Annotated in this window: 15 protein-coding genes, 5 tRNA genes and 1 pseudogene; 19 read left to right on the forward strand and 2 right to left on the reverse strand. The window is 46.7% G+C overall.

Going from position 1 to position 19987, the window contains the following annotated elements; translation table 11 throughout:
* Positions 1–286 precede the first annotated feature (286 nt).
* Positions 287–1603 carry a glycosyltransferase gene (locus EL262_RS08570; RefSeq protein ID WP_078735470.1) on the forward strand — a complete coding sequence of 439 codons (1317 nt, stop codon included), beginning with the start codon at positions 287–289 and terminating at the stop codon, positions 1601–1603.
* Between the two features lie 84 nt (positions 1604–1687).
* On the opposite strand, the gene purE is transcribed toward EL262_RS08570, so the two are convergent.
* Together purE and gcvH are read right to left on the reverse strand one after the other, a co-directional pair.
* Positions 1688–2194 carry a 5-(carboxyamino)imidazole ribonucleotide mutase gene (gene purE / locus EL262_RS08575; RefSeq protein ID WP_025836712.1) on the reverse strand — a complete coding sequence of 169 codons (507 nt, stop codon included), beginning with the start codon at positions 2192–2194 and terminating at the stop codon, positions 1688–1690.
* The gene (gene gcvH, locus EL262_RS08580) at positions 2191–2571 is read right to left on the reverse strand and encodes a glycine cleavage system protein GcvH (protein ID WP_025836714.1); all 381 of its coding nucleotides are present in this window, start codon (positions 2569–2571) and stop codon (positions 2191–2193) included. The genes purE and gcvH overlap by 4 nt, the downstream gene beginning before the upstream one ends.
* Before the next feature lie 322 nt (positions 2572–2893).
* Between gcvH and EL262_RS08585 the strand changes: the two genes are divergently transcribed.
* The 18 genes and pseudogenes from EL262_RS08585 to EL262_RS08670 all read left to right on the forward strand — a co-directional run bounded on the left by EL262_RS08585 (position 2894) and on the right by EL262_RS08670 (position 19975).
* On the forward strand, positions 2894–4033 hold the full coding sequence (locus EL262_RS08585) for an AAA family ATPase (protein ID WP_025836718.1): 1140 nt from the start codon (positions 2894–2896) through the stop codon (positions 4031–4033).
* Between the two features lie 20 nt (positions 4034–4053).
* Positions 4054–5004 (forward strand): tyrosine-type recombinase/integrase, encoded by a 951-nt coding sequence (locus EL262_RS08590; protein WP_126464410.1) that lies wholly within the window; start codon positions 4054–4056, stop codon positions 5002–5004.
* On the forward strand, positions 5001–5300 hold the full coding sequence (hpf, locus tag EL262_RS08595) for a ribosome hibernation-promoting factor, HPF/YfiA family (protein ID WP_025836722.1): 300 nt from the start codon (positions 5001–5003) through the stop codon (positions 5298–5300). Before EL262_RS08590 ends, hpf begins: the two co-directional genes overlap by 4 nt.
* 117 nt (positions 5301–5417) lie before the next feature.
* Positions 5418–5491 (forward strand) — tRNA-Thr (locus tag EL262_RS08600).
* Positions 5492–5519: 28 nt separating this feature from the next.
* A tRNA-Tyr gene (locus tag EL262_RS08605) sits at positions 5520–5602 on the forward strand.
* Between the two features lie 19 nt (positions 5603–5621).
* Positions 5622–5697 (forward strand) — tRNA-Gly (locus EL262_RS08610).
* Positions 5698–5710: 13 nt separating this feature from the next.
* Positions 5711–5782 (forward strand) — tRNA-Thr (locus EL262_RS08615).
* Positions 5783–5913: 131 nt separating this feature from the next.
* Positions 5914–7101 carry an elongation factor Tu gene (tuf, locus tag EL262_RS08620; protein WP_025836724.1) on the forward strand — a complete coding sequence of 396 codons (1188 nt, stop codon included), beginning with the start codon at positions 5914–5916 and terminating at the stop codon, positions 7099–7101.
* Between the two features lie 86 nt (positions 7102–7187).
* Positions 7188–7263 (forward strand) — tRNA-Trp (locus EL262_RS08625).
* A gap of 22 nt (positions 7264–7285) precedes the next feature.
* Entirely contained in the window at positions 7286–7516 is a 231-nt protein-coding gene (gene secE / locus EL262_RS08630) for a preprotein translocase subunit SecE (RefSeq protein WP_025836726.1), read from the forward strand.
* A gap of 14 nt (positions 7517–7530) precedes the next feature.
* Positions 7531–8079, forward strand: a complete 549-nt coding sequence (nusG, locus tag EL262_RS08635; protein ID WP_025836728.1) for a transcription termination/antitermination protein NusG — start codon at positions 7531–7533, stop codon at positions 8077–8079.
* Positions 8080–8146: 67 nt separating this feature from the next.
* The gene (gene rplK, locus EL262_RS08640; protein WP_025836730.1) at positions 8147–8590 is read left to right on the forward strand and encodes a 50S ribosomal protein L11; all 444 of its coding nucleotides are present in this window, start codon (positions 8147–8149) and stop codon (positions 8588–8590) included.
* A gap of 15 nt (positions 8591–8605) precedes the next feature.
* Positions 8606–9304 carry a 50S ribosomal protein L1 gene (gene rplA / locus EL262_RS08645; protein WP_025836731.1) on the forward strand — a complete coding sequence of 233 codons (699 nt, stop codon included), beginning with the start codon at positions 8606–8608 and terminating at the stop codon, positions 9302–9304.
* Positions 9305–9316: 12 nt separating this feature from the next.
* Positions 9317–9850, forward strand: a complete 534-nt coding sequence (rplJ, locus tag EL262_RS08650) for a 50S ribosomal protein L10 (RefSeq protein WP_025836733.1) — start codon at positions 9317–9319, stop codon at positions 9848–9850.
* 38 nt (positions 9851–9888) lie between these two features.
* Entirely contained in the window at positions 9889–10263 is a 375-nt protein-coding gene (gene rplL / locus EL262_RS08655) for a 50S ribosomal protein L7/L12 (RefSeq protein WP_025836735.1), read from the forward strand.
* A 105-nt stretch (positions 10264–10368) separates the two neighbouring features.
* Positions 10369–14184, forward strand: a complete 3816-nt coding sequence (rpoB, locus tag EL262_RS08660; RefSeq protein ID WP_078735471.1) for a DNA-directed RNA polymerase subunit beta — start codon at positions 10369–10371, stop codon at positions 14182–14184.
* A gap of 61 nt (positions 14185–14245) precedes the next feature.
* Positions 14246–18543, forward strand: a pseudogene (gene rpoC / locus EL262_RS08665) (DNA-directed RNA polymerase subunit beta').
* 316 nt (positions 18544–18859) lie between these two features.
* Entirely contained in the window at positions 18860–19975 is a 1116-nt protein-coding gene (locus tag EL262_RS08670) for a hypothetical protein (RefSeq protein ID WP_126464411.1), read from the forward strand.
* Positions 19976–19987: the final 12 nt, after the last annotated feature.

Genomic DNA, 19987 nt, shown 5'->3' on the forward strand with positions numbered 1-19987 from the left:
GTACGCCGACAGAATCTTTTCTGCCCTGTGACAGAAAGCATTCTGTTCTCCGTCAGTTTCCCGAGCCTCACTATAAATACCAAGCGGTCTTGCCACGTGTGCAAGACCGTTTTTCTTATCCCTTTTTCCCTGTGTCAAATATGTCTTGTCAATGAGACTTGAATTCTATCCTCATGAAGAAGCGACGAAAGATCAGTCTTATATTTCGAAGCTGTTAAAAATAACCTCTCATATATTTGTGTACCTTTAGCCCAAAGATCAGTCTTCATAAAAAAATACATCCGATATGCGAAATGTCAAGATACTGATTGCGACGATATTTCAGAATGCCGGGGATGCGACCAGAGCCATTGAGATTGCCAAGGTATTGAGAGACTCTGCTCCAGAAGGTATCATCCCTGAGATTACATTTGTTTCGAGAGGAAGCCGCTTCGAGCAGGTCGCAAGGGATGAAGGATTTCAGATCTATGAGGCAAGCCCGAGGTTTGAGGGTCTTCAATACCAAGAAGACTTTCGATCCAAGTTTGGCGAGCTTATCGGAGACCCTACTCTTGCCAAGCAGCTTATTGCGAGTGAAATGAATGTCTACAAAGACTATTGCCCCGACCTGCTTATACATGGTTTTTGGCCTGTCGGGAGTATCGCTCGCAGGATGGTTATCCCGAATACTCCCCATGCTTGCTTCTTACCTATCCCGCTCACGGAGAGTTTTATGGATATGCTGACCTCCTTCCCCGACGAGATGCTGCTGTCACGCCTGCCTCTCGGGTGGCAAAGGTTCATCATACGTCATGTACCGAAGGGGATGCGTGGACGTCTACCTGCTCTTCGACACAGTAATATCCGTCGAGCTGCTCTTAGTCTGGGGTGGCAAGGTGAGGACCTGACAAACATTTTCACCATGCTCAGATCCGGCCTCTACCTCATCAACGATTTCCCTATATTTTATGATCAAGGCTCCTTTCCGAAAGAGTTTCTTTTTACCGGCCCGGTCTTCTCCGCTCCGACTCAAAGTGACATCGAGGAACCACAGATTAGGGATATCCTCAGTCGGGAAAATAGTCGCCTGAAAGTTTACTGCACACTGGGTAGTTCGGGCAATAAAAAGGCTCTCATCGAGGTTGTCAAGTTGTTTGATACCCCTATTGGTCATGAATGGAGTGGTATCATCCTTTCGCCCAAGGGGATTTGTCCCATTGAGGAGGCAAAGGCCGTTTCTCAAAATCCAAATGTGTACATCACGGACAAGTTTGTCCCTGCACTTGATATCAACAAGCAGGTGGACGTGGTTGTCTGTCACGGCGGTCAGGGAACACTGCAAACGGCAATCATGAGCCAAACACCACTCGTTGGGATCGCAACACAGCCCGAACAGAAAATCAATCTCGACAATCTCCAAAACTTCGGTTCGGCAATACGTATTCCCCAACACAGATGGAAGGCTTCACATATTGCCCGATGCGTTCAGAAAGTCTCCCGACAGCCCTCATTCAAGCGACAAGCCCAAAAGCTCTACACCGAAGCTCTGAAGACCACACCCCATGCAACAATAGCCCGATATCTTTGGCAGTTGTTGGCACTTGAGGCAAAGGGTCTAGCGTAATGTCCTCAAGTCGATGTCCAAAAAAGGCAGTGTCAAACGTAATCGTTTGACACTGCCTTTGGTATTGCCTGAGAAGAGGCTTTATCAGTTTGTCTTGTAAGTATATTTGATGCCGGAGAGCTCTTCGTTCGCCTTGATGATCTTGACCTTGAGGTCTTCTTTGTACTGAGCATAGCGACGAGCCAGATCTGTATCCGAGAGGGAAAGCATCTGTACTGCGAGGAGTGCGGCGTTGTGTGAAGCATTGATGCCTACTGTCGCCACGGGGACACCCGGAGGCATCTGTACGATGGCAAGAAGTGCGTCAAGGCCTTCGAGTGAAGCACTGATGGGGACACCAATGACCGGCAGTGTCGTCATGGAGGCGATCACCCCGCAGAGGTGTGCCGCCATGCCTGCTGCAGCGATGATGACCTTGATCCCTCTGCTTTCGGCACCTGTCGCAAACTCTTCGACCTCTTTGGGTGTGCGATGAGCTGAGAGGGCATGTACCTCGAAAGGCACCTGCATCTCCTCAAGGAGCTCCATAGCCTTTTTCATCAATGGGAGATCGGATGTGCTCCCCATGATGATACTTACGACAGGTTTCATTGTTTGATAAGATCCTGATAAGCAGCAGCAGAGAGGAGACCATCGACTTCTGATGGCTCGATGACCTTAACCTTCACGATCCAACCCTTACCGTATGGGTCTTCGTTGACAAGTTCGGGAGCATCTTCGAGAGCTTCGTTCACTTCGAGGACTTCGATAGCCACAGGAGTGAAGAGGTCTGATACAGTCTTCACTGCTTCGATCGAACCGAAAGCATCGTCTGCGTTGAGGGTGTCGCCTACTGTATCCACGTCTACATAGACGATTTCACCGAGCTCTTTCTGAGCGAAATCAGTGATACCCATGTAAGCTACATCACCTTCGAGTCTGATCCATTCGTGATCCTTAGTGTACTTTAGATTTTCAGGAAAATTCATAGTTGTAAATGATAAAAGTTAGATATTTAGTTGTGATAATCTTTGCATATCGAGAAGCTCCTTGTCAGAGTAACAGTCAGCCAAAGATACTACATATATTTCAGATATAAAAGCACCTTATTTGGAAGAATAGTACGGGGATTTGAAGGCTTCTATCTGAGGGATGTGTCATTCTGCATCAGGTGGTAAAGGTGTTGTGGGAACTTGAGTTTGAGAGATTCTTTATGCCGGAGATTTTTGAGCCCGATGAAAAATAAGGGTGATGGATTCGTGGTTATTGTGATCTTGATTATTATATTTGCAATAAATGATATCTGAAATTATGGGAAAAGATATGGTCATGAACCCCTTTGTGTTGGGGAAATATGTTTCGGACAGGTATTTCTGTGATAGAGAAGAGGAGACAGCTTTTCTGATCAAGCAGATAGACAATGGTCGCAATGTTGCTCTTGTGGCGGCTCGTCGTATGGGAAAGACGGGGCTGATACAGCACTGTTTTGCGCAAGAACGAGTGAGGGAGCGTTACCATACTTTCTTTGTGGACATCTATGCAACGACATCATTGGCGGAGTTTGTGTATCTGCTCGGTAAGACAATATATGAGGAACTTAAACCCAAGAAAACCCGTTGGGCAGAGGGCTTTTTTCAGATTGTCACATCTTTGCGTATGGGGTTCAGGCTCGATGCCCTCACCGGAGAGCCGACATTCGATATCGGGCTTGGGGATATTCAGACACCACAGACTACCCTCGATGAGATCTTCGAGTATCTGGAGACTGCGGATAAGCCTTGTATTGTTGCAATCGATGAGTTTCAGCAGGTCGGGACTTATGAGGGTAATAGTGTGGAGGCACTCTTGCGCACTAAGATACAGCGTTGTAAGCAGACTTCTTTCATCTTTGCCGGTAGTAAGCAACATCTGATGAGTAATATGTTCAATTCGTCGTCGAAGCCCTTCTATCAGAGTGCTATTACCATGGGGCTTGACGCTATCCCGATGGATGTTTATGCCGATTTTGCGGAGCGTCTTTTTGCCGAATGTGGACGCTTGGTTGATAGAGTGGTTGTGGAGAAGGTGTACAACCTTTTTGGCGGAGCGACATGGTTTGTTCAGATGATGATGAATGAGCTTTTCGCTCTCACACCTGAGGGTGGTAGGTGTGGACTTGAGAAGTTGGAGGTCGCCCGAGAGAACATCATCCAAGTGCAGGCGCATGTCTATAAGGATATTTTGGCTCGTTTGGCTCCGAAGCAGAAGCTGGTCTTGCAGGCTATTGCTCGAGAGGGTGAAGCGCAAGGTGTGACTTCATCCGCTTTTATAAGAAAGTATAATCTTTCTTCGGCAAGTTCGGTGCAGGCAGCCATGAAGTCTCTCATTAAACATGACTTGGTCGTATCGGAGGGTGAGAGCTATCGGGTGTATGATCACTTCTTTGCCGAATGGTTGTTGAGAGAATACTGATCGAAGTTTTTTTTATTGTGATGAAAGTACAAGATATCATAGAAGACTTCACTGCTCATTTGGCATATGAGAAGGGGGCTTCGTCTCATACTCTCGTTGCTTATCGGGGAGATCTCCTCAAGTGGTTGAGGATGCAGGGTATCGACCCTGATGATGGAGAAGCTGTGGTGAGGTACATCAATGCAGTGGATAAACGTATGGCACGCAAGGCTGTCATCGGATTTGCCGAGCAAGGGGATGCTCCTCGTACCATACATCGCAGGATGAGTGCCATCCGTGGGCTTTATGATTATCTACTTAAGCAGGGGGAGGTGAAGTCTAATCCCTTTGCGACCGTACAGCCTCCGAAAAGTCGTAAGAGTCTACCTCCATTTGTGGATGCTGCCACGCTTACTGATCATATCGAGACCTTGTACCTTTTTTTTGAGGAAGGTCTGGAGGTCGGCTCCTCAGATGTCTGGAATCGTCTGGAAAATGCTTTCATCACCGATCTTCTCTTTCAGACCGGTATGAGGCGTGCAGAGCTTGTTTCTTTGACCCTCCCGAGTATCGATATGGCACAGTGTCAGATGAAAGTCTTGGGAAAGCGAAAAAAGGAGCGAATTATACCTTTTGGGGCTTTGCTTCTTGAGAAAATAAAGTTATATTTGCGTCATAGGCAGGAGTGGAATCCTCTTACTGATCGCTTGATCGTCAACAGCAAAGGTGTGCCTGTCAATGAAGGGTATGTGTATGCGGTCGTGCGTCGGGCACTCGCTCCTTTGGAACAATACACCAAGAAGAATCCACACGTGTTGAGACATAGCTTTGCCTCGGCTCTCTTGAATGATGGCGCCGACCTTATGAGTGTAAAGGAGCTTTTGGGGCATGAGTCTATATCCACCACGGCAATCTATACTCACACCACGTTTGAGGAGCTCAAACGAATGTATAACGCTCATCCAAGAGCAAAAAAAGAAACGAAATCATGAAACTAAGAGTACAACACACCAATTTTGAGGCGACTGAAAAATTGATCCAATATACAGAGAAGAAAGTCGGGAAGCTGGAGAAGTTCTATGCCGATATTATCAATGCTGAAGTGCTCCTTAGTGTGGAGAAGCCCGAAACGAACCATAATAAGTCTGCTAAGATCACTCTTGTTGTCAAGGATGATAATCTATTTGCCGAAAAGGTGGCCGATACTTTTGAAGAAGCTGTAAATCAGGCTTGCGAGGCTTTGGAGAAGCAGCTCGATAAGTATAAGGATAAGGTGAGAGGGAAATAAATAAGACGAAACATTTGCAGATTAAAAATTAATACTTAACTTTGCAACCGATTAGCCACTGTGGCGCAGGCTTTGGTTAGCTTACGGTGGTTGGTCGGTTGTCAAACGACAATAATTGCCTCTTTAGCTCAGTTGGCCAGAGCACGTGATTTGTAATCTCGGGGTCGTTGGTTCGAATCCGACAAGAGGCTCAAAGAATTGAAAAGGAGGAAACTTTAAGGGCAGTTACCAGAGTGGCCAAATGGGGCTGACTGTAACTCAGCTGGCTTACGCCTTCGGTGGTTCGAATCCATCACTGCCCACTGCTTCTTTTCAATGACTGCGGAAGTAGCTCAGTCGATAGAGCATCAGCCTTCCAAGCTGAGGGTCGCGGGTTTGAGCCCCGTCTTCCGCTCCAAATTTTTAATAATGCCTATGTAGCTCAGGGGTAGAGCACTTCCTTGGTAAGGAAGAGGTCCCGGGTTCAAATCCCGGCATCGGCTCTGATCGGTCTACAGGAAGAGTGCGATGCCTGGTTGTCATGGTCTCCTAAGTAGGAGAATAGGCGGGCGTTGTGCTCTATCAGAGTAAGTAAAAAGAGACTATTTAACTCAATTATAATTGTATTGAAACTATGGCAAAAGAACATTTTAACAGGACGAAACCGCACGTGAACATCGGTACCATCGGTCACGTGGACCACGGTAAGACTACCTTGACTGCTGCGATCACAACAGTGCTTGCTAAGAAGGGTCTCTCGGAATTGCGTTCATTCGATTCTATCGACAACGCTCCAGAAGAAAAGGAAAGAGGTATCACAATCAACACTTCACACGTTGAGTACGAAACTGCTAACCGCCACTACGCTCACGTTGACTGTCCAGGTCACGCCGACTACGTAAAGAACATGGTTACCGGTGCTGCTCAGATGGACGGTGCTATCATCGTAGTTGCTGCTACTGATGGTCCTATGCCTCAGACTCGTGAGCACATCCTTCTTGCTCGTCAGGTGAACGTGCCACGCCTTGTTGTATTCATGAACAAGTGTGACATGGTCGAAGATGAGGAAATGCTTGAGCTTGTTGAAATGGAAATGCGTGAGCTGCTCTCATTCTATGAGTTCGATGGCGATAATACTCCATTCATCCGCGGTTCTGCTCTTGGTGCACTCAACGGTGAGGCTAAGTGGGAAGACAAGATCATGGAGCTTATGGAAGCTGCTGATACATGGATTCCACTTCCTCCACGTGACATCGATAAGCCATTCTTGATGCCAGTTGAAGACGTGTTCTCTATCACAGGTCGTGGTACTGTAGCAACAGGTCGTATCGAAACCGGTATCATCCACACAGGTGACGAAGTTCAGATCATCGGTCTTGGTGCTGAAGGTATGAAGTCAGTTGTAACCGGTGTTGAAATGTTCCGCAAGATTCTTGATGAAGGTCAAGCCGGTGACAACGTAGGTCTTCTCCTCCGTGGTATCGATAAGAACGAAATCAAGAGAGGTATGGTTATCTGTAAGCCAGGTCAGGTGAAGCCACACTCAAGATTTAAGGCTGAGGTCTATATCTTGAAGAAAGAAGAAGGTGGTCGTCACACTCCATTCCACAACAAGTACCGTCCACAGTTCTACATCCGTACGCTTGACGTGACAGGTGAGATCACTCTTCCTGAAGGTACTGAAATGGTAATGCCAGGTGATAACGTATCTATCACAGTAGATCTTATCTATCCGGTAGCATGTAACATAGGTCTTCGTTTCGCTATTCGTGAAGGTGGACGTACTGTAGGTGCCGGTCAGATCACAGAACTATTAGACTAATCAGATTACCTTATCTGAACAATAAAATATCAGATGAAGTCGGGTTTGCCGACTTGGTGGGGAAGTCCTGACTTCATCTGAAATATACGGGTTTAGCTCAGTTGGTAGAGCACTGGTCTCCAAAACCAGGTGTCGGGAGTTCGAGTCTCTCAACCCGTGCCAATAAGAAAAAATGGATTTTAATATGGCTAATCCTAACGCTATAGAAAAGAAAAACGTCTTTGTGAGATTGTCTTCTTACTTAGGCGAGTGCTATAATGAACTTCGATACAAAGTATCATGGCCAACAGCTAAGGAGCTTTCGAACAGTGCTGTCATTGTTTTGATTGCTTCCCTAATCATGTCGGCATTCGTCTTCCTTGTGGACCAGGGATTCGAAGTCATCATCAAGCAGATCTATAAACTAATCATCTGAGTTGTTGTAGGTTTATGTCTAACAATAATCAGAGGCATTACTATGTGCTCCGTACCGTCAATGGTAAGGAGTTGCAGGTAAAGGAGTATATAGAGAAAGAGATGAAGCACACTGACCTCGGGCAGTATGTGAGCGACATCCTTATCCCCATGGAGCGTACCTATCAGATACGCAATGGGAAGAAGGTTTCGAAAGATCGTCCATACTATCCGGGCTATGTCTTTGTCCAAGCTGAGCTCGTAGGTGAGGTGCAACATCGCCTGCGTTCGACTCCGAATGTTTTGGGCTTTCTCGAAGCTAATCCGGATCCCGCTCCTCTTCGCCCTTCGGAGGTGAAGCGTATGTTGGGAGTCATGGATAAGCTGACAGAGCAAGAGGAAGAGTTCGACTTGGAGTTCTTCGTCGGTGAAAAAGTAAAAGTAGCCTTCGGTCCTTTCGCCGGATTTTTCGGAGAGATCACTGAGGTGCAAAATGAAAAGAAGAAACTCAAGCTCCTCGTCAAAGTGTTCGGTCGTGAGACACTTATGGAAGTTGATTTTATGCAAGTGGAGAAAGAGAACTAAGCCATATCTCGATAAGGTCGCTTTCTCAAAATCCAACCAATTTACTTAATTACTAAACTGTTTAATCATGGCAAAAGAAATTGCTGGACAAATCAAACTGCAAATTAAAGGTGGGGCAGCAAACCCTTCTCCTCCTGTAGGCCCTGCACTTGGTGCTAAAGGGGTTAATATCATGGAGTTTTGCAAGCAATTCAACGCCAGAACCCAAGACAAAGCCGGAAAGGTTCTTCCTGTAATCATTACTTATTACAGCGATAAATCTTTCGACTTTATTGTCAAGACTCCTCCTGTAGCTGTCCAACTCCTTGAGAAAGCTAAGAAGAAATCCGGGTCAGCAGAGCCTAACCGTAAAAAGGTGGCTACATTGACATGGGATGACGTGAAGAGCATCGCTGAGGATAAGATGGTAGACCTTAACTGCTTTACGCTGGCTGCTGCTATGCGTCTTGTAGCAGGTACTGCAAGGAGTATGGGTATCAGTATCAAGGGAACTTTCCCAGAAAATATCTAAATCGATTTGAACGTTATGAGCAAACTGACAAAAAATCAAAAGATTGCTTTGAGTAAGATCGAGCCAGGGAAAGTCTACTCTCTTAAGGAAGCATCATCATTAGTAAAGGAAATTACTACCACAAAGTTTGATGCCTCTGTTGATGTAGATGTTCGCTTGGGCGTTGATCCTCGTAAAGCCAACCAAATGGTCAGAGGCGTTGTGTCTCTCCCACATGGTACTGGTAAGGAGGTAAGAGTATTGGCTCTATGTACTCCTGACAAGGAAGAAGAAGCTAAGGCTGCTGGTGCAGACTTTGTTGGTCTCGATGAATATATCGAAAAGATCAAAGGTGGATGGACAGACGTTGATGTCATCATCACTATGCCTGCTATCATGGGTAAGATCGGTGCTTTGGGTCGTGTACTCGGTCCAAGAGGTCTCATGCCTAACCCAAAGAGCGGTACAGTGACTAACGATGTCGCTGCGGCTGTCACTGAAATCAAGCAAGGTAAGATCGACTTCAAGGTCGATAAGGCCGGTATCGTACACGCATCTATTGGTAAGGTGTCTTTCTCTCCCGAGAAGATCGCTGAGAATGCAAAGGAGTTTGTTAACACTTTGATCAAGCTCAAACCAGCAGCTGCAAAGGGTACTTATGTTAAGAGTATCTTTCTTTCAAGTACTATGAGTTTTGGTATCAAGATTGATCCAAAATCAATTGACGAAATTTAAAACGCGTAGATTATGAAAAAGGAAGATAAAGTATTAGTAGTAGAGAAGCTTGTCGAGTTGATAGGTAAATATCCACATGTCTACCTTACAGACATCGAAGCTCTCCCAGCTGATAAGACAAGTGAGCTCCGTAGAGAGTGTTTCAAGAGTGAGGTGAAGTTGATGGTAGTGAAGAATTCACTCCTCCGCCTTGCGATGTCACAAGTCAATGAAGAAGCATTTGCGCCTCTCTTCCCTCTCCTAAAGGGTAACACCGCAGTTATGTTCGCTGAAACAGCTAACGTGCCTGCTAAGGTGATCAAGAACTTTACGAAGAACGAAAAGAAAGGTGAAGGAAAGCCTCAACTCAAGGGTGCGTATGTACAGGAAAGTATCTACGTCGGTCCAGAGAACTTGGAGGCCTTGGTAAATATCAAGAGCAAGGAAGAACTCATCGCAGACGTTGTTGCACTTTTGCAATCTCCTGCGAAGAATGTTATCTCTGCACTTCAATCCGGTGGCAACACCATCCATGGGGTTTTACAAACTCTACAAGAGCGTAATTAAAAATAACAGAAAGTATAAACACTTAAAACAATACGAAAATGGCCGATATCAAAGCTATTGCTGAACAACTAGTAAACCTAACTGTAAAAGAAGTTAGCGAACTCGCTACTATCCTTAAGGAAGAGTATGGCATCGAACCAGCTGCTGCAGCAGTTGCTGTCGCTGCAGGTCCTGCTGCTGCAGGTGAAGCTGCTGAAGAAAAGACTTCTTTCGACGTAATCCTTAAGTCTGCAGGTGCTGCAAAGCTCCAAGTCGTAAAGGCAGTTAAGGAACACTGTGGTCTTGGTCTTAAGGAAGCTAAGGACATCGTAGACGGCGCTCCTTCAACAGTTAAGGAAGGTGTAGACAAGGCTACAGCTGATGCTCTCAAGGCAGCTCTAGAAGAAGCAGGCGCAGAGGTTGAACTTAAGTAAACCGCCCTTTAGCCCTGTTTGCTAACAGGATATGGTTAAGAATCCACAAAAGTGGGTTCTTAACCTTTTCGTGTCTTTTTTGATTATCACAAATTACTCCCTAATATGTCCTCACATAATCCTACACAAAGAGTAAACTTTGCATCGATTAAGAATCCAATGGAGTATCCTGACTTCTTGGATGTGCAGCTGAAGTCTTTCAAGGATTTTCTTCAGCTTGATACACCTCCCGAGAAGAGAAAAAAGGAGGGACTCTACAAGGTCTTTGCAGAGAATTTTCCAATCCACGATACGAGAAATAACTTTGTTCTTGAGTTTTTGGACTATTACATAGATCCTCCAAGGTATACTCTCGATGAGTGTATTTCGAGGGGATTGACGTACAATGTCCCTCTCAAGGCTAAGATGAAACTCTATTGTACGGATCCTGAGCATGAGGACTTCGAAACGGTAATACAGGATGTGTATCTCGGTCCTATACCTTATATGACCGAGTCCGGTACGTTCATCATCAATGGTGCTGAACGTGTTGTCGTATCTCAGATGCACCGTTCGCCCGGTGTGTTCTTCAGTGAGAGCGTGCATCCAAACGGGACAAAGCTTTTCTCTGCCCGTATCATCCCATTCAAGGGGTCTTGGATCGAGTTTGCGACAGACATCAATAATGTCATGTACGCTTACATCGACCGTAAGAAAAAGTTGCCGGTGACTACACTCCTCCGTGCAATAGGTTTTGAAACAGATAAGGACATACTCAACCTCTTCGGTATCGCTGAAGAAGTCAAGGTGAGTAAGTCTAATCTAAAGAAGTACTACGGGCGCAAAATTGCCGCTCGTGTGCTTAACTCATGGATCGAGGATCTTGTGGATGAGGAGACCGGTGAAGTGGTCTCTATGGAACGCTATGATGTCATCGTCGATCGTGATGAACTCCTTACCGAAGATAATGTGGATCAGATCATCGAGTCCGGCGCAAAGAATATCCTTATCACCAAGGATGACAGTGAGCTTGGTCTGGACTATTCGGTAATCACAAATACGCTACAAAAGGACCCTTCTAACTCTGAAAAAGAAGCGGTATATCATATATATAAGCAACTTCGTAATCAGGATCCTGTTGATGATGCTTCGGCAAGAGAAGTGATCAACAGCTTGTTCTTCTCTGAAAAGAGATATGACCTTGGTGATGTCGGTCGTTATCGTATCAACAAGAAGCTCGGTATCAACATCGATGAGGAGACCAAAGTCTTGACTACAGAGGATATCACTGCGATCATTGCTCATCTCGTAGAGTTGAAGAACAGCAAGCAGGTCGTCGATGATATCGACCACTTGAGTAACCGTCGTGTACGTACTGTGGGCGAACAGCTCTACAACCAGTTCGGCATCGGTCTTGCTCGTATGGCTCGTACAGTGAGAGAGCGTATGAACGTCAGAGACAACGAAGTCTTCACTCCGATCGACTTGATCAATGCGAAGACAATTTCTTCTGTTGTCAATTCATTCTTTGGTACGAATGCTCTTTCTCAGTTTATGGATCAGACTAACCCATTGGCTGAGATCACACACAAGAGACGTCTGTCAGCCCTTGGTCCCGGTGGTTTGAGCCGTGACCGTGCTGGTTTCGAGGTTCGTGACGTACACTATACGCACTATGGTCGTCTCTGTCCTATCGAGACTCCTGAAGGACCAAACATCGGTCTGATTTCCTCTCTCTGTGTCTATGCTAAGATCAACGACCTTGGATTTATCTCCACCCCTTATCGTAAGGTGGTCGATGGTAAGGTCGACTTCTCGGAGAATGGAGTCGAATACTATACTGCAGAAGCGGAAGAGGACAAGACTGTCGCACAGGGTAATGCTCCACTTGACGAAAATGGTAAGTTCATCAAGGATGCTGTCAAGGCAAGATATGGCTCAGACTTCCCTGTGGTGTCTCCATCAGAGATCGACTTGATGGACGTTTCTCCTATACAGATTGCTTCTATCGCAGCATCTCTTATCCCATTCCTTGAGCACGACGATGCTAACCGTGCACTCATGGGATCGAACATGATGCGTCAAGCTGTGCCACTTATCCATAGTGATGCTCCTATCGTAGGTACAGGTGTCGAACAAAAACTTGTACATGACTCTCGTACACAGATAGTCGCAGAGGGTGCAGGTACAGTTGAGTTTGTGGATGCTTCTGTGATCAAGATCAGATATGATCGTTCAGAAGATGATACATTTGTCAGCTTCGAGGACAATCTCAAAATATACAACCTTCCGAAGTTCCGCAAAACCAATCAAAGCACCACCATTGACTTGAGACCTATTTGTCGTAAGGGCGACAGAGTGGAGAAGGGGGATATCCTTACCGAAGGATATTCGACCGAAAATGGAGAGTTGGCTCTTGGACGTAATGTGCAGGTGGCTTATATGCCTTGGAAGGGGTATAACTATGAGGATGCTATCGTGCTCAACGAACGCATGGTACGTGAAGATATCTTTACTTCGGTACACGTGGACGAGTACATCTTGGAGGTGCGTGAGACAAAACGTGGGCTCGAAGAACTCACTTCGGATATCCCTAATGTCAGCGAGGAGGCTACAAAAGACCTCGATGACAGAGGTATCATCCGTGTCGGTGCTCGTGTACATCCCGGAGACATCCTTATCGGTAAGATCACTCCTAAGGGAGAGTCCGATCCTACTCCGGAGGAAAAGCTTCTGCATGCGATCTTCGGCGATAAGGCCGGTGATGTTAAGGACGCTTCTCTCAAGGCGAACCCTTCTCTAAGTGGTGTTGTCATCAAGACCCACCTCTTCTCAAAGGCTATGCACAGTAAGAAGGATAAGGGTGGCGTCCGTGAAATCGTCAAGAAGCTTGACGAGGAGATGGAGGAAAATCTTGCTGAATTGAGAGAGCTCATGCTCAAGAAACTCATTCAGCTTACAGATAATAAGTTGTCCAACGGTATTCGTAACTTCGAAGACACCGAGATTGTTCCAAAGGGTGTAAAGTTGACCCCTGCTGTGTGCTCAAAGATTGAGTTTGGCGAAGTGGCAATCTTCAACTGGACCGGTGATGAGCATACCGATGAACTCGTGGCGAAACTTATCTCCAATTACTTGCGTAAGGCTAAGGAGATAGAGTCTGAGTACAGACGTAAGAAGTTTGATGCAACCATCGGTGACGAACTCCCCAATGGTATCATCCAGATCGCTAAGGTGCTTATAGCTAAGAAGCGTAAGATCCAGGTCGGTGACAAGATGGCGGGACGTCACGGTAACAAGGGTATTGTATCCAAAATCGTCCGTCAGGAGGATATGCCATTTATGGAAGATGGTACTCCTATGGACTTGTGTCTCAATCCACTTGGTGTGCCTTCGCGTATGAACCTCGGACAGATTTTTGAGGCTGTCCTCGGATGGGCAGGCCGCCGTCTTGATGTGAAGTTTGCTACTCCGATCTTTGATGGGGCTTCGCTCGATGATTTGGATCAGTGGACAGACAAGGCCGGCATCCCACGTTATGGTAAGACCTATCTGTACGATGGAGGTACAGGCGAACAGTTTGACCAGCCTGCGACTGTCGGTGTGACATACTTCTTGAAGCTTGGGCACATGGTCGACGACAAGATGCACGCGAGATCTATCGGTCCTTACTCTCTCATCACTCAGCAGCCTCTCGGTGGTAAAGCACAGTTCGGGGGCCAGCGTTTCGGAGAGATGGAGGTTTGGGCCCTTGAAGCTTACGGAGCTGCACACGTCCTTCAGGAGATGTTGACCATCAAGAGTGACGATGTCGTAGGGCGTTCGAAAGCTTACGAGGCTATCGTCAAGGGTGCTCCCATGCCTACACCGGGCATTCCTGAGTCTCTCAATGTCCTCCTACACGAGCTCAAAGGTCTTGGTCTAAGCTTCTGTATGGAGTAATAGGCGAGGATATGTGATTATAGTTTTTTCCTCATCAGAATAAATCTCCCATTATATAGTTATGGCATTCAAAAGAGATACAAAGATAAAGGCCAACTTCACCCGTATTAAGATCGGTATCGCTTCCCCCGAAGAGGTATTGGAAAATTCAAGTGGTGAAGTCCTTAAGCCAGAGACAATAAACTATCGTACTTACAAGCCCGAGAGAGACGGTCTATTCTGCGAACGTATCTTCGGACCCGTCAAGGACTTCGAATGTCACTGCGGTAAGTACAAGCGTATTCGCTACCGTGGTATCGTCTGTGACCGATGTGGTGTGGAAGTGACTGAGAAGAAGGTCCGTAGAGAGCGTATGGGACACATCGCACTCGAGGTGCCTGTCGCTCACATCTGGTTCTTCCGCTCTATCCCCAACAAGATCGCATATCTTCTTGGTATTCCATCCAAGAAGCTTGATGCTATCATTTATTATGAGCGTTATGCTGTCATTCAGCCTGGTACTGTCGAAGGGCTTGCTGCAGGTGATCTGCTCACCGAAGAAGAGTATCTTGATATCCTCGATAGCTTGCCTGAAGGCAACCAAGATTTGGAAGACGATGCTCCTGAGAAGTTCATCGCAAAAATCGGTGCAGAAGCAATCTACGACCTCTTGTGTCGTGTAGATCTTGACAAGCTGTCATACGAACTCAGAGCGAAGGCCTCTAAGGACTCGTCTCAGCAACGAAAGAAAGAAGCTCTCAAGAGACTTCAAGTTGTCGAGAGCTTCCGTGCCAGCGAAGGTTATAGCCGTCCGGAATGGATGGTGATGAAGGTCATACCCGTCATTCCACCTGAGTTGCGTCCTCTTGTGCCACTTGATGGTGGCCGTTTTGCTACCTCCGACCTCAACGAGCTATATCGCCGTGTCATCATACGTAACAACCGTCTACGCCGTCTGATCGAACAGAGAGCTCCACAGGTGATCCTCCGTAATGAAAAGCGTATGCTTCAGGAGGCTGTGGATAGTTTGTTCGACAATTCAAGTAAGGCAGGGGCGGTCAAGTCTGACAGCAACCGTCCACTCAAGTCTCTTACAGACAGCTTGAAGGGTAAGCAAGGGCGTTTCCGTCAGAATCTTCTCGGTAAACGTGTCGACTATTCTGCGCGTTCGGTTATCGTCGTCGGTCCCGAGCTCAAGATGCACGAGTGCGGTCTGCCAAAGTATATGGCTGCTGAGCTTTACAAGCCATTCGTTATCCGTAAGCTTCTCGAAAGAGGTATTGTCAAGACTGTGAAGTCTGCACGTCGTATCGTGGATAAGAAGGGACCTGAAGTTTGGGATATTCTCGAACACGTCATCAAGGGACACCCGGTCCTCCTCAACCGTGCTCCTACACTTCACCGCCTTGGTATCCAAGCCTTCCAGCCCAAGCTCATTGAGGGTAAGGCGATTCAGCTTCACCCACTTGCTTGTACGGCCTTTAATGCCGACTTTGACGGTGACCAGATGGCGGTGCACCTACCACTCAGCAACGAAGCTATCCTCGAAGCGCAGATGTTGATGCTCGCTTCGCACAATATTCTCAACCCTGCCAACGGAGCTCCTATCACTGTACCATCACAAGACATGGTGCTTGGGCTCTACTATATCACCAAGCTCCGTAAGGATGCTAAGGGGGCAGGGCTTGTATTCTACGGACGTGAAGAGGCTACTATTGCCTACAATGATGGCAAAGTTGCTATTCACGCACCTATAAAGGTGATGGTCGATGATGTCGATGCCGACGGTAATCCTATTCGTCACTTGGTAGAGACCTCTGTCGGGCGTTTGATGTTTAACGAGTGTGTGCCACAAGGCGTTGGTTATATCAACAGCATCTTGGGTAAGAAAGCACTCCGTGACATCATCGGGCATGTCATCAAGGAGTGTGGCATCGCAAAGACAGCAAAGTTCCTCGACGACATCAAGGATCTTGGCTACCAGATGGCATTCAAGGGTGGGCTCTCATTCAACCTCTCAGATGTCCTTATTCCTAAGGAAAAAGACACCCTCATTCAGGAGGGTTTCGCTGAGGTTGATGAAATCATGTCTAACTACAATATGGGTTTCATCACCAACAACGAGCGTTACAATCAGATCATCGACACCTGGACACACGTCAATACACGTCTGTCGGGTATTTTGATGAAGCAGCTTAGTGAGGACAACGAGGGATTCAACTCTATCTTCATGATGATGGACTCGGGTGCTCGTGGTTCGAAAGACCAGATCAACCAGCTTTCAGGTATTCGTGGTCTTATGGCCAAGCCTCAGAAGAGCGGTACCGAAGGGGCGCACACTATGGAGAACCCGATCCTCTCCAACTTTAAGGAGGGGCTATCTGTGCTCGAGTACTTTATCTCTACCCACGGTGCTCGTAAGGGTCTCTCGGATACGGCATTGAAGACTGCCGATGCGGGTTACCTCACACGTCGTCTTGTAGACGTTTCGCAAGATGTTATCGTGACCGAAGAGGACTGTGGCACACTTCGTGGGCTTGTCACCGAAGAGATCAAAGAAGGTGACGTTGTCATCGCTTCTCTATACGAACGCATCCTCGGTCGTGTCTCTGTACATGATGTGATCCACCCAAATACCGGTGAAGTCATCGTCAAGGCAGGCGAAGAGATCAACGAAAAGGCAGCAACCATCATTCAAGACTCTCCTATCACCAATGTCGAGATTCGCTCGGTACTCACTTGTGAGTCGAAGAAGGGGGTCTGTGCGAAGTGTTATGGCCGTAACCTCTCACAAGGTCATATGGTACATATCGGTGAGGTTGTTGGTGTTGTTGCGGCACAATCTATCGGTGAACCCGGTACACAGCTTACACTTCGTACCTTCCACGCTGGGGTATCGCTTCAAATATCGGTAGTGAGAAGTATGTCAAGGCTAAGTACGACGGTATCTTGGAGATCGATGAGTTGCGTACCGTCGATGCCAAGGACGAAGAAGGCAATGCATATCAAGTCGTTGTCGGTCGTCTTGCCGAGATGCGCGTCATCGATGAGAATACTCGTATGACCCTCATCACACACCATATCCCATACGGTTCGAAGTTGTACTTCAAGCCCGGTGACAAGGTGAAGAAGGATGACAATATCTTTGAGTCTGACCCATTCAACGCTGTGATTATCGCTGAAGAGACCGGTAAACTCAAGTTTGAAGATGTCGTCGAGAATGTGACCTACAAGGTCGAATATGACTCTAATGTCAGTGCAGGACACAAGGAGCACATTATTATAGAAAGCAAGGATAAGAACTTGTCCCCTTCTGTAAGTATCCTTAACTCCAAGGGCGATATCCTACGCACATACAACCTCCCTGTGGGTGCACACTTCGTGAAGTCCAATGGAGATTCTGTCAAGACCGGTGACGTACTTGTCAAGATCCCACGTTCGACTCTCAAGGGTGGTGACATCACCGGTGGTCTTCCACGTGTGACCGAGCTCTTCGAAGCACGTAATCCGACCAACCCGGCCATCGTAGCAGAGATCGACGGTGAAGTCTCACTCGGACGTGTACGTCGTGGTAATCGTGAAGTCACCATTACTTCCAAACTTGGTGAAGAACGTAAGTACCTTATCCCACTATCAAAGCAACTTTTGATACAGGAAAACGACTATGTCCGTGCAGGTATGCCACTCTCTGACGGTGCGATCACACCTGCCGATATCCTTGCGATCAAGGGTCCAAATGCCGTACAAGACTATATCGTCAACGGTGTTCAGGATGTTTATCGCAAGCAAGGGGTGAAGATCAATGACAAGCACTTTGAGGTCATTGTTCGCCAGATGATGCGTAAAGTTGAGATCCTCGATCCGGGAGATACTCGTTTCCTTGAGCAACAGCTTGTCGACAAGCTCGATGTTATGGAAGAGAACGATCGTCTTTGGGGTAAGAAGGTTGTCGAAGATCCGGGAGACTCAGAAATCTTCTTTGCCGGTCAGGTCATCTCTGCTCGCCGTCTACGTGACGAGAATAGTATTTTGAAGCGCAAGGACCTTCGTCCTGTCGTTGTTCGCGATGCGATGCCTGCTACGACCAACCAGGTGCTCCAAGGTATCACCAGAGCGGCACTTCAGACTAAGAGCTTCATGTCTGCAGCTTCATTCCAGGAGACCCCAAAGGTCCTCAATAATGCGGCTATCGAAGGTAAGGTTGATACACTTGACGCACTCAAGGAGAATGTCATCTGTGGGCATCTGATCCCCGCAGGTACGGGTCTCCGAGAATACGACAAACTTGTCGTAGGCAATAAAAAGGATATCGAAGCTCAACGTGCAGCCGAAGCTGTGACTCGTGAGCGCTCGTTCCCTACAATGCCGGAAGACAACTGATAGACTAAAATAATATAGTCCCCATAACTCAGAGGGCCGTGTCAAAACCGTAATTTTGACACGGCTCTCTTTTTATCAAGAAACGGTTGAGATTCATTACAAGGAATTGATATTTCATTAGAATGCTTTGATTGCCCGGCTGTGTTTATTTTTATTTTTCCGGTCTTCTTTTCAACAAAGCTAGTCTCAGTTGCATCATAATTCATATATTTGTCGTGATGTTGCTTGTCGCGAAATGGATGTAAGGCCTTTCTACATCCATGAGGGTAGGAGCAGTTGTCGTTGCCACAAACCAAAAACTTAGAATAAAATAGAAATGAAAATTAAAGTCAGTATTTTGATGGCGATGGTTCTTTTTTTAGGCATCGCTTGTACTCAACAGTCGAAGAGGGGCGCAATCATGGGAGATACTTTGACGCTCAAAGACTACGAACTCGTCGGTGATGTCAAGTCCGTAAAAGAGAAGAGCTATGGCACAGGCACGATCGATGGAGAGCCCACCAATATTCTTTACAACGAAGCTTATTCCGAATTTGATGAGAGCGGAAGACTCATCTATGAAAAGTCCGATGGCGAAGATGGCGGTTATATTGCATCTTATGAATACGATGCCGAGGGGAAGTTGATCAAATTTGTTCAATCTTCTGCCAATGAAGAGGAGACGGTCACCCTCAAGACTTATGATGATCAGGGGCGTCTCATTCGTTCTGATCTTACGATACCTGATTCTGTGCCTATTGTGCTGTCGGATCACTACAAGTATGATCAGAACAACAACCTCATTGAGTCTACGGGTATGTCCGAGGGTAGCATGGGAATGTACAAGACCGTCAATGTGTATGATGAAAAAAATCGACTCATCGAGACTCTCGAAGACTCAGGTGAAGATTTTCCCATCAAGACCATATTTGCATACAATGACATAGACAGTCTCGTGAATGCCAAGACTTACATTCCATCAGGGCTTTTGTTAGAGGAGGTTATTCACTCGTATGATGAGAAAGGGTGTAAGGTAACGACAGAGCACAGAAGCTATGATGAGCAAGGCAATTGCTCTTATGCGCGTGTCGAACACTATGATCCGTCCGGAGCGATCACTCTTCAAGAGGACTACAGCTCCGAACAGTTGTCGTACAAGCTCGAAAAGATCTATGATGCCAAGGGGCTTCTTGTCGAAGTTGTGCATTACTCCCTGTCAGATGACAATGTGATGGATGTCGACTCTCGCACCAAGTACAAATACGATGACAAGGGCAACTCTATAGAGGAGGTGTCGGATTATCCCAGACAGGGAAACTCTCAGACCTTGAAGAGAGTCTATAAGTATGACCGTAAAGGTAACTGGATACGCCTCGAACTCACCCAGATCTATGACGGTGAAGTGACCCCATTGAAGAATGTCACCGAGCGAGAGATCACCTATCACAACTAATGGCCTCTTCAT

The organism is Porphyromonas cangingivalis (assembly GCF_900638305.1).
GTDB classification, from domain to species: domain Bacteria; phylum Bacteroidota; class Bacteroidia; order Bacteroidales; family Porphyromonadaceae; genus Porphyromonas_A; species Porphyromonas_A cangingivalis.

What these genes read in the sequence shown, in the direction of transcription:
- EL262_RS08570 (WP_078735470.1), top strand. Translation starts at nt 287, where the DNA reads ATGCGAAATGTCAAGATACTGATTGCGACGATATTTCAGAATGCCGGG.
- purE (WP_025836712.1), bottom strand. Translation starts at nt 2,194, where the DNA reads ATGAAACCTGTCGTAAGTATCATCATGGGGAGCACATCCGATCTCCCA.
- gcvH (WP_025836714.1), bottom strand. Translation starts at nt 2,571, where the DNA reads ATGAATTTTCCTGAAAATCTAAAGTACACTAAGGATCACGAATGGATC.
- EL262_RS08585 (WP_025836718.1), top strand. Translation starts at nt 2,894, where the DNA reads ATGGGAAAAGATATGGTCATGAACCCCTTTGTGTTGGGGAAATATGTT.
- EL262_RS08590 (WP_126464410.1), top strand. Translation starts at nt 4,054, where the DNA reads ATGAAAGTACAAGATATCATAGAAGACTTCACTGCTCATTTGGCATAT.
- hpf (WP_025836722.1), top strand. Translation starts at nt 5,001, where the DNA reads ATGAAACTAAGAGTACAACACACCAATTTTGAGGCGACTGAAAAATTG.
- tuf (WP_025836724.1), top strand. Translation starts at nt 5,914, where the DNA reads ATGGCAAAAGAACATTTTAACAGGACGAAACCGCACGTGAACATCGGT.
- secE (WP_025836726.1), top strand. Translation starts at nt 7,286, where the DNA reads ATGGCTAATCCTAACGCTATAGAAAAGAAAAACGTCTTTGTGAGATTG.
- nusG (WP_025836728.1), top strand. Translation starts at nt 7,531, where the DNA reads ATGTCTAACAATAATCAGAGGCATTACTATGTGCTCCGTACCGTCAAT.
- rplK (WP_025836730.1), top strand. Translation starts at nt 8,147, where the DNA reads ATGGCAAAAGAAATTGCTGGACAAATCAAACTGCAAATTAAAGGTGGG.
- rplA (WP_025836731.1), top strand. Translation starts at nt 8,606, where the DNA reads ATGAGCAAACTGACAAAAAATCAAAAGATTGCTTTGAGTAAGATCGAG.
- rplJ (WP_025836733.1), top strand. Translation starts at nt 9,317, where the DNA reads ATGAAAAAGGAAGATAAAGTATTAGTAGTAGAGAAGCTTGTCGAGTTG.
- rplL (WP_025836735.1), top strand. Translation starts at nt 9,889, where the DNA reads ATGGCCGATATCAAAGCTATTGCTGAACAACTAGTAAACCTAACTGTA.
- rpoB (WP_078735471.1), top strand. Translation starts at nt 10,369, where the DNA reads ATGTCCTCACATAATCCTACACAAAGAGTAAACTTTGCATCGATTAAG.
- EL262_RS08670 (WP_126464411.1), top strand. Translation starts at nt 18,860, where the DNA reads ATGAAAATTAAAGTCAGTATTTTGATGGCGATGGTTCTTTTTTTAGGC.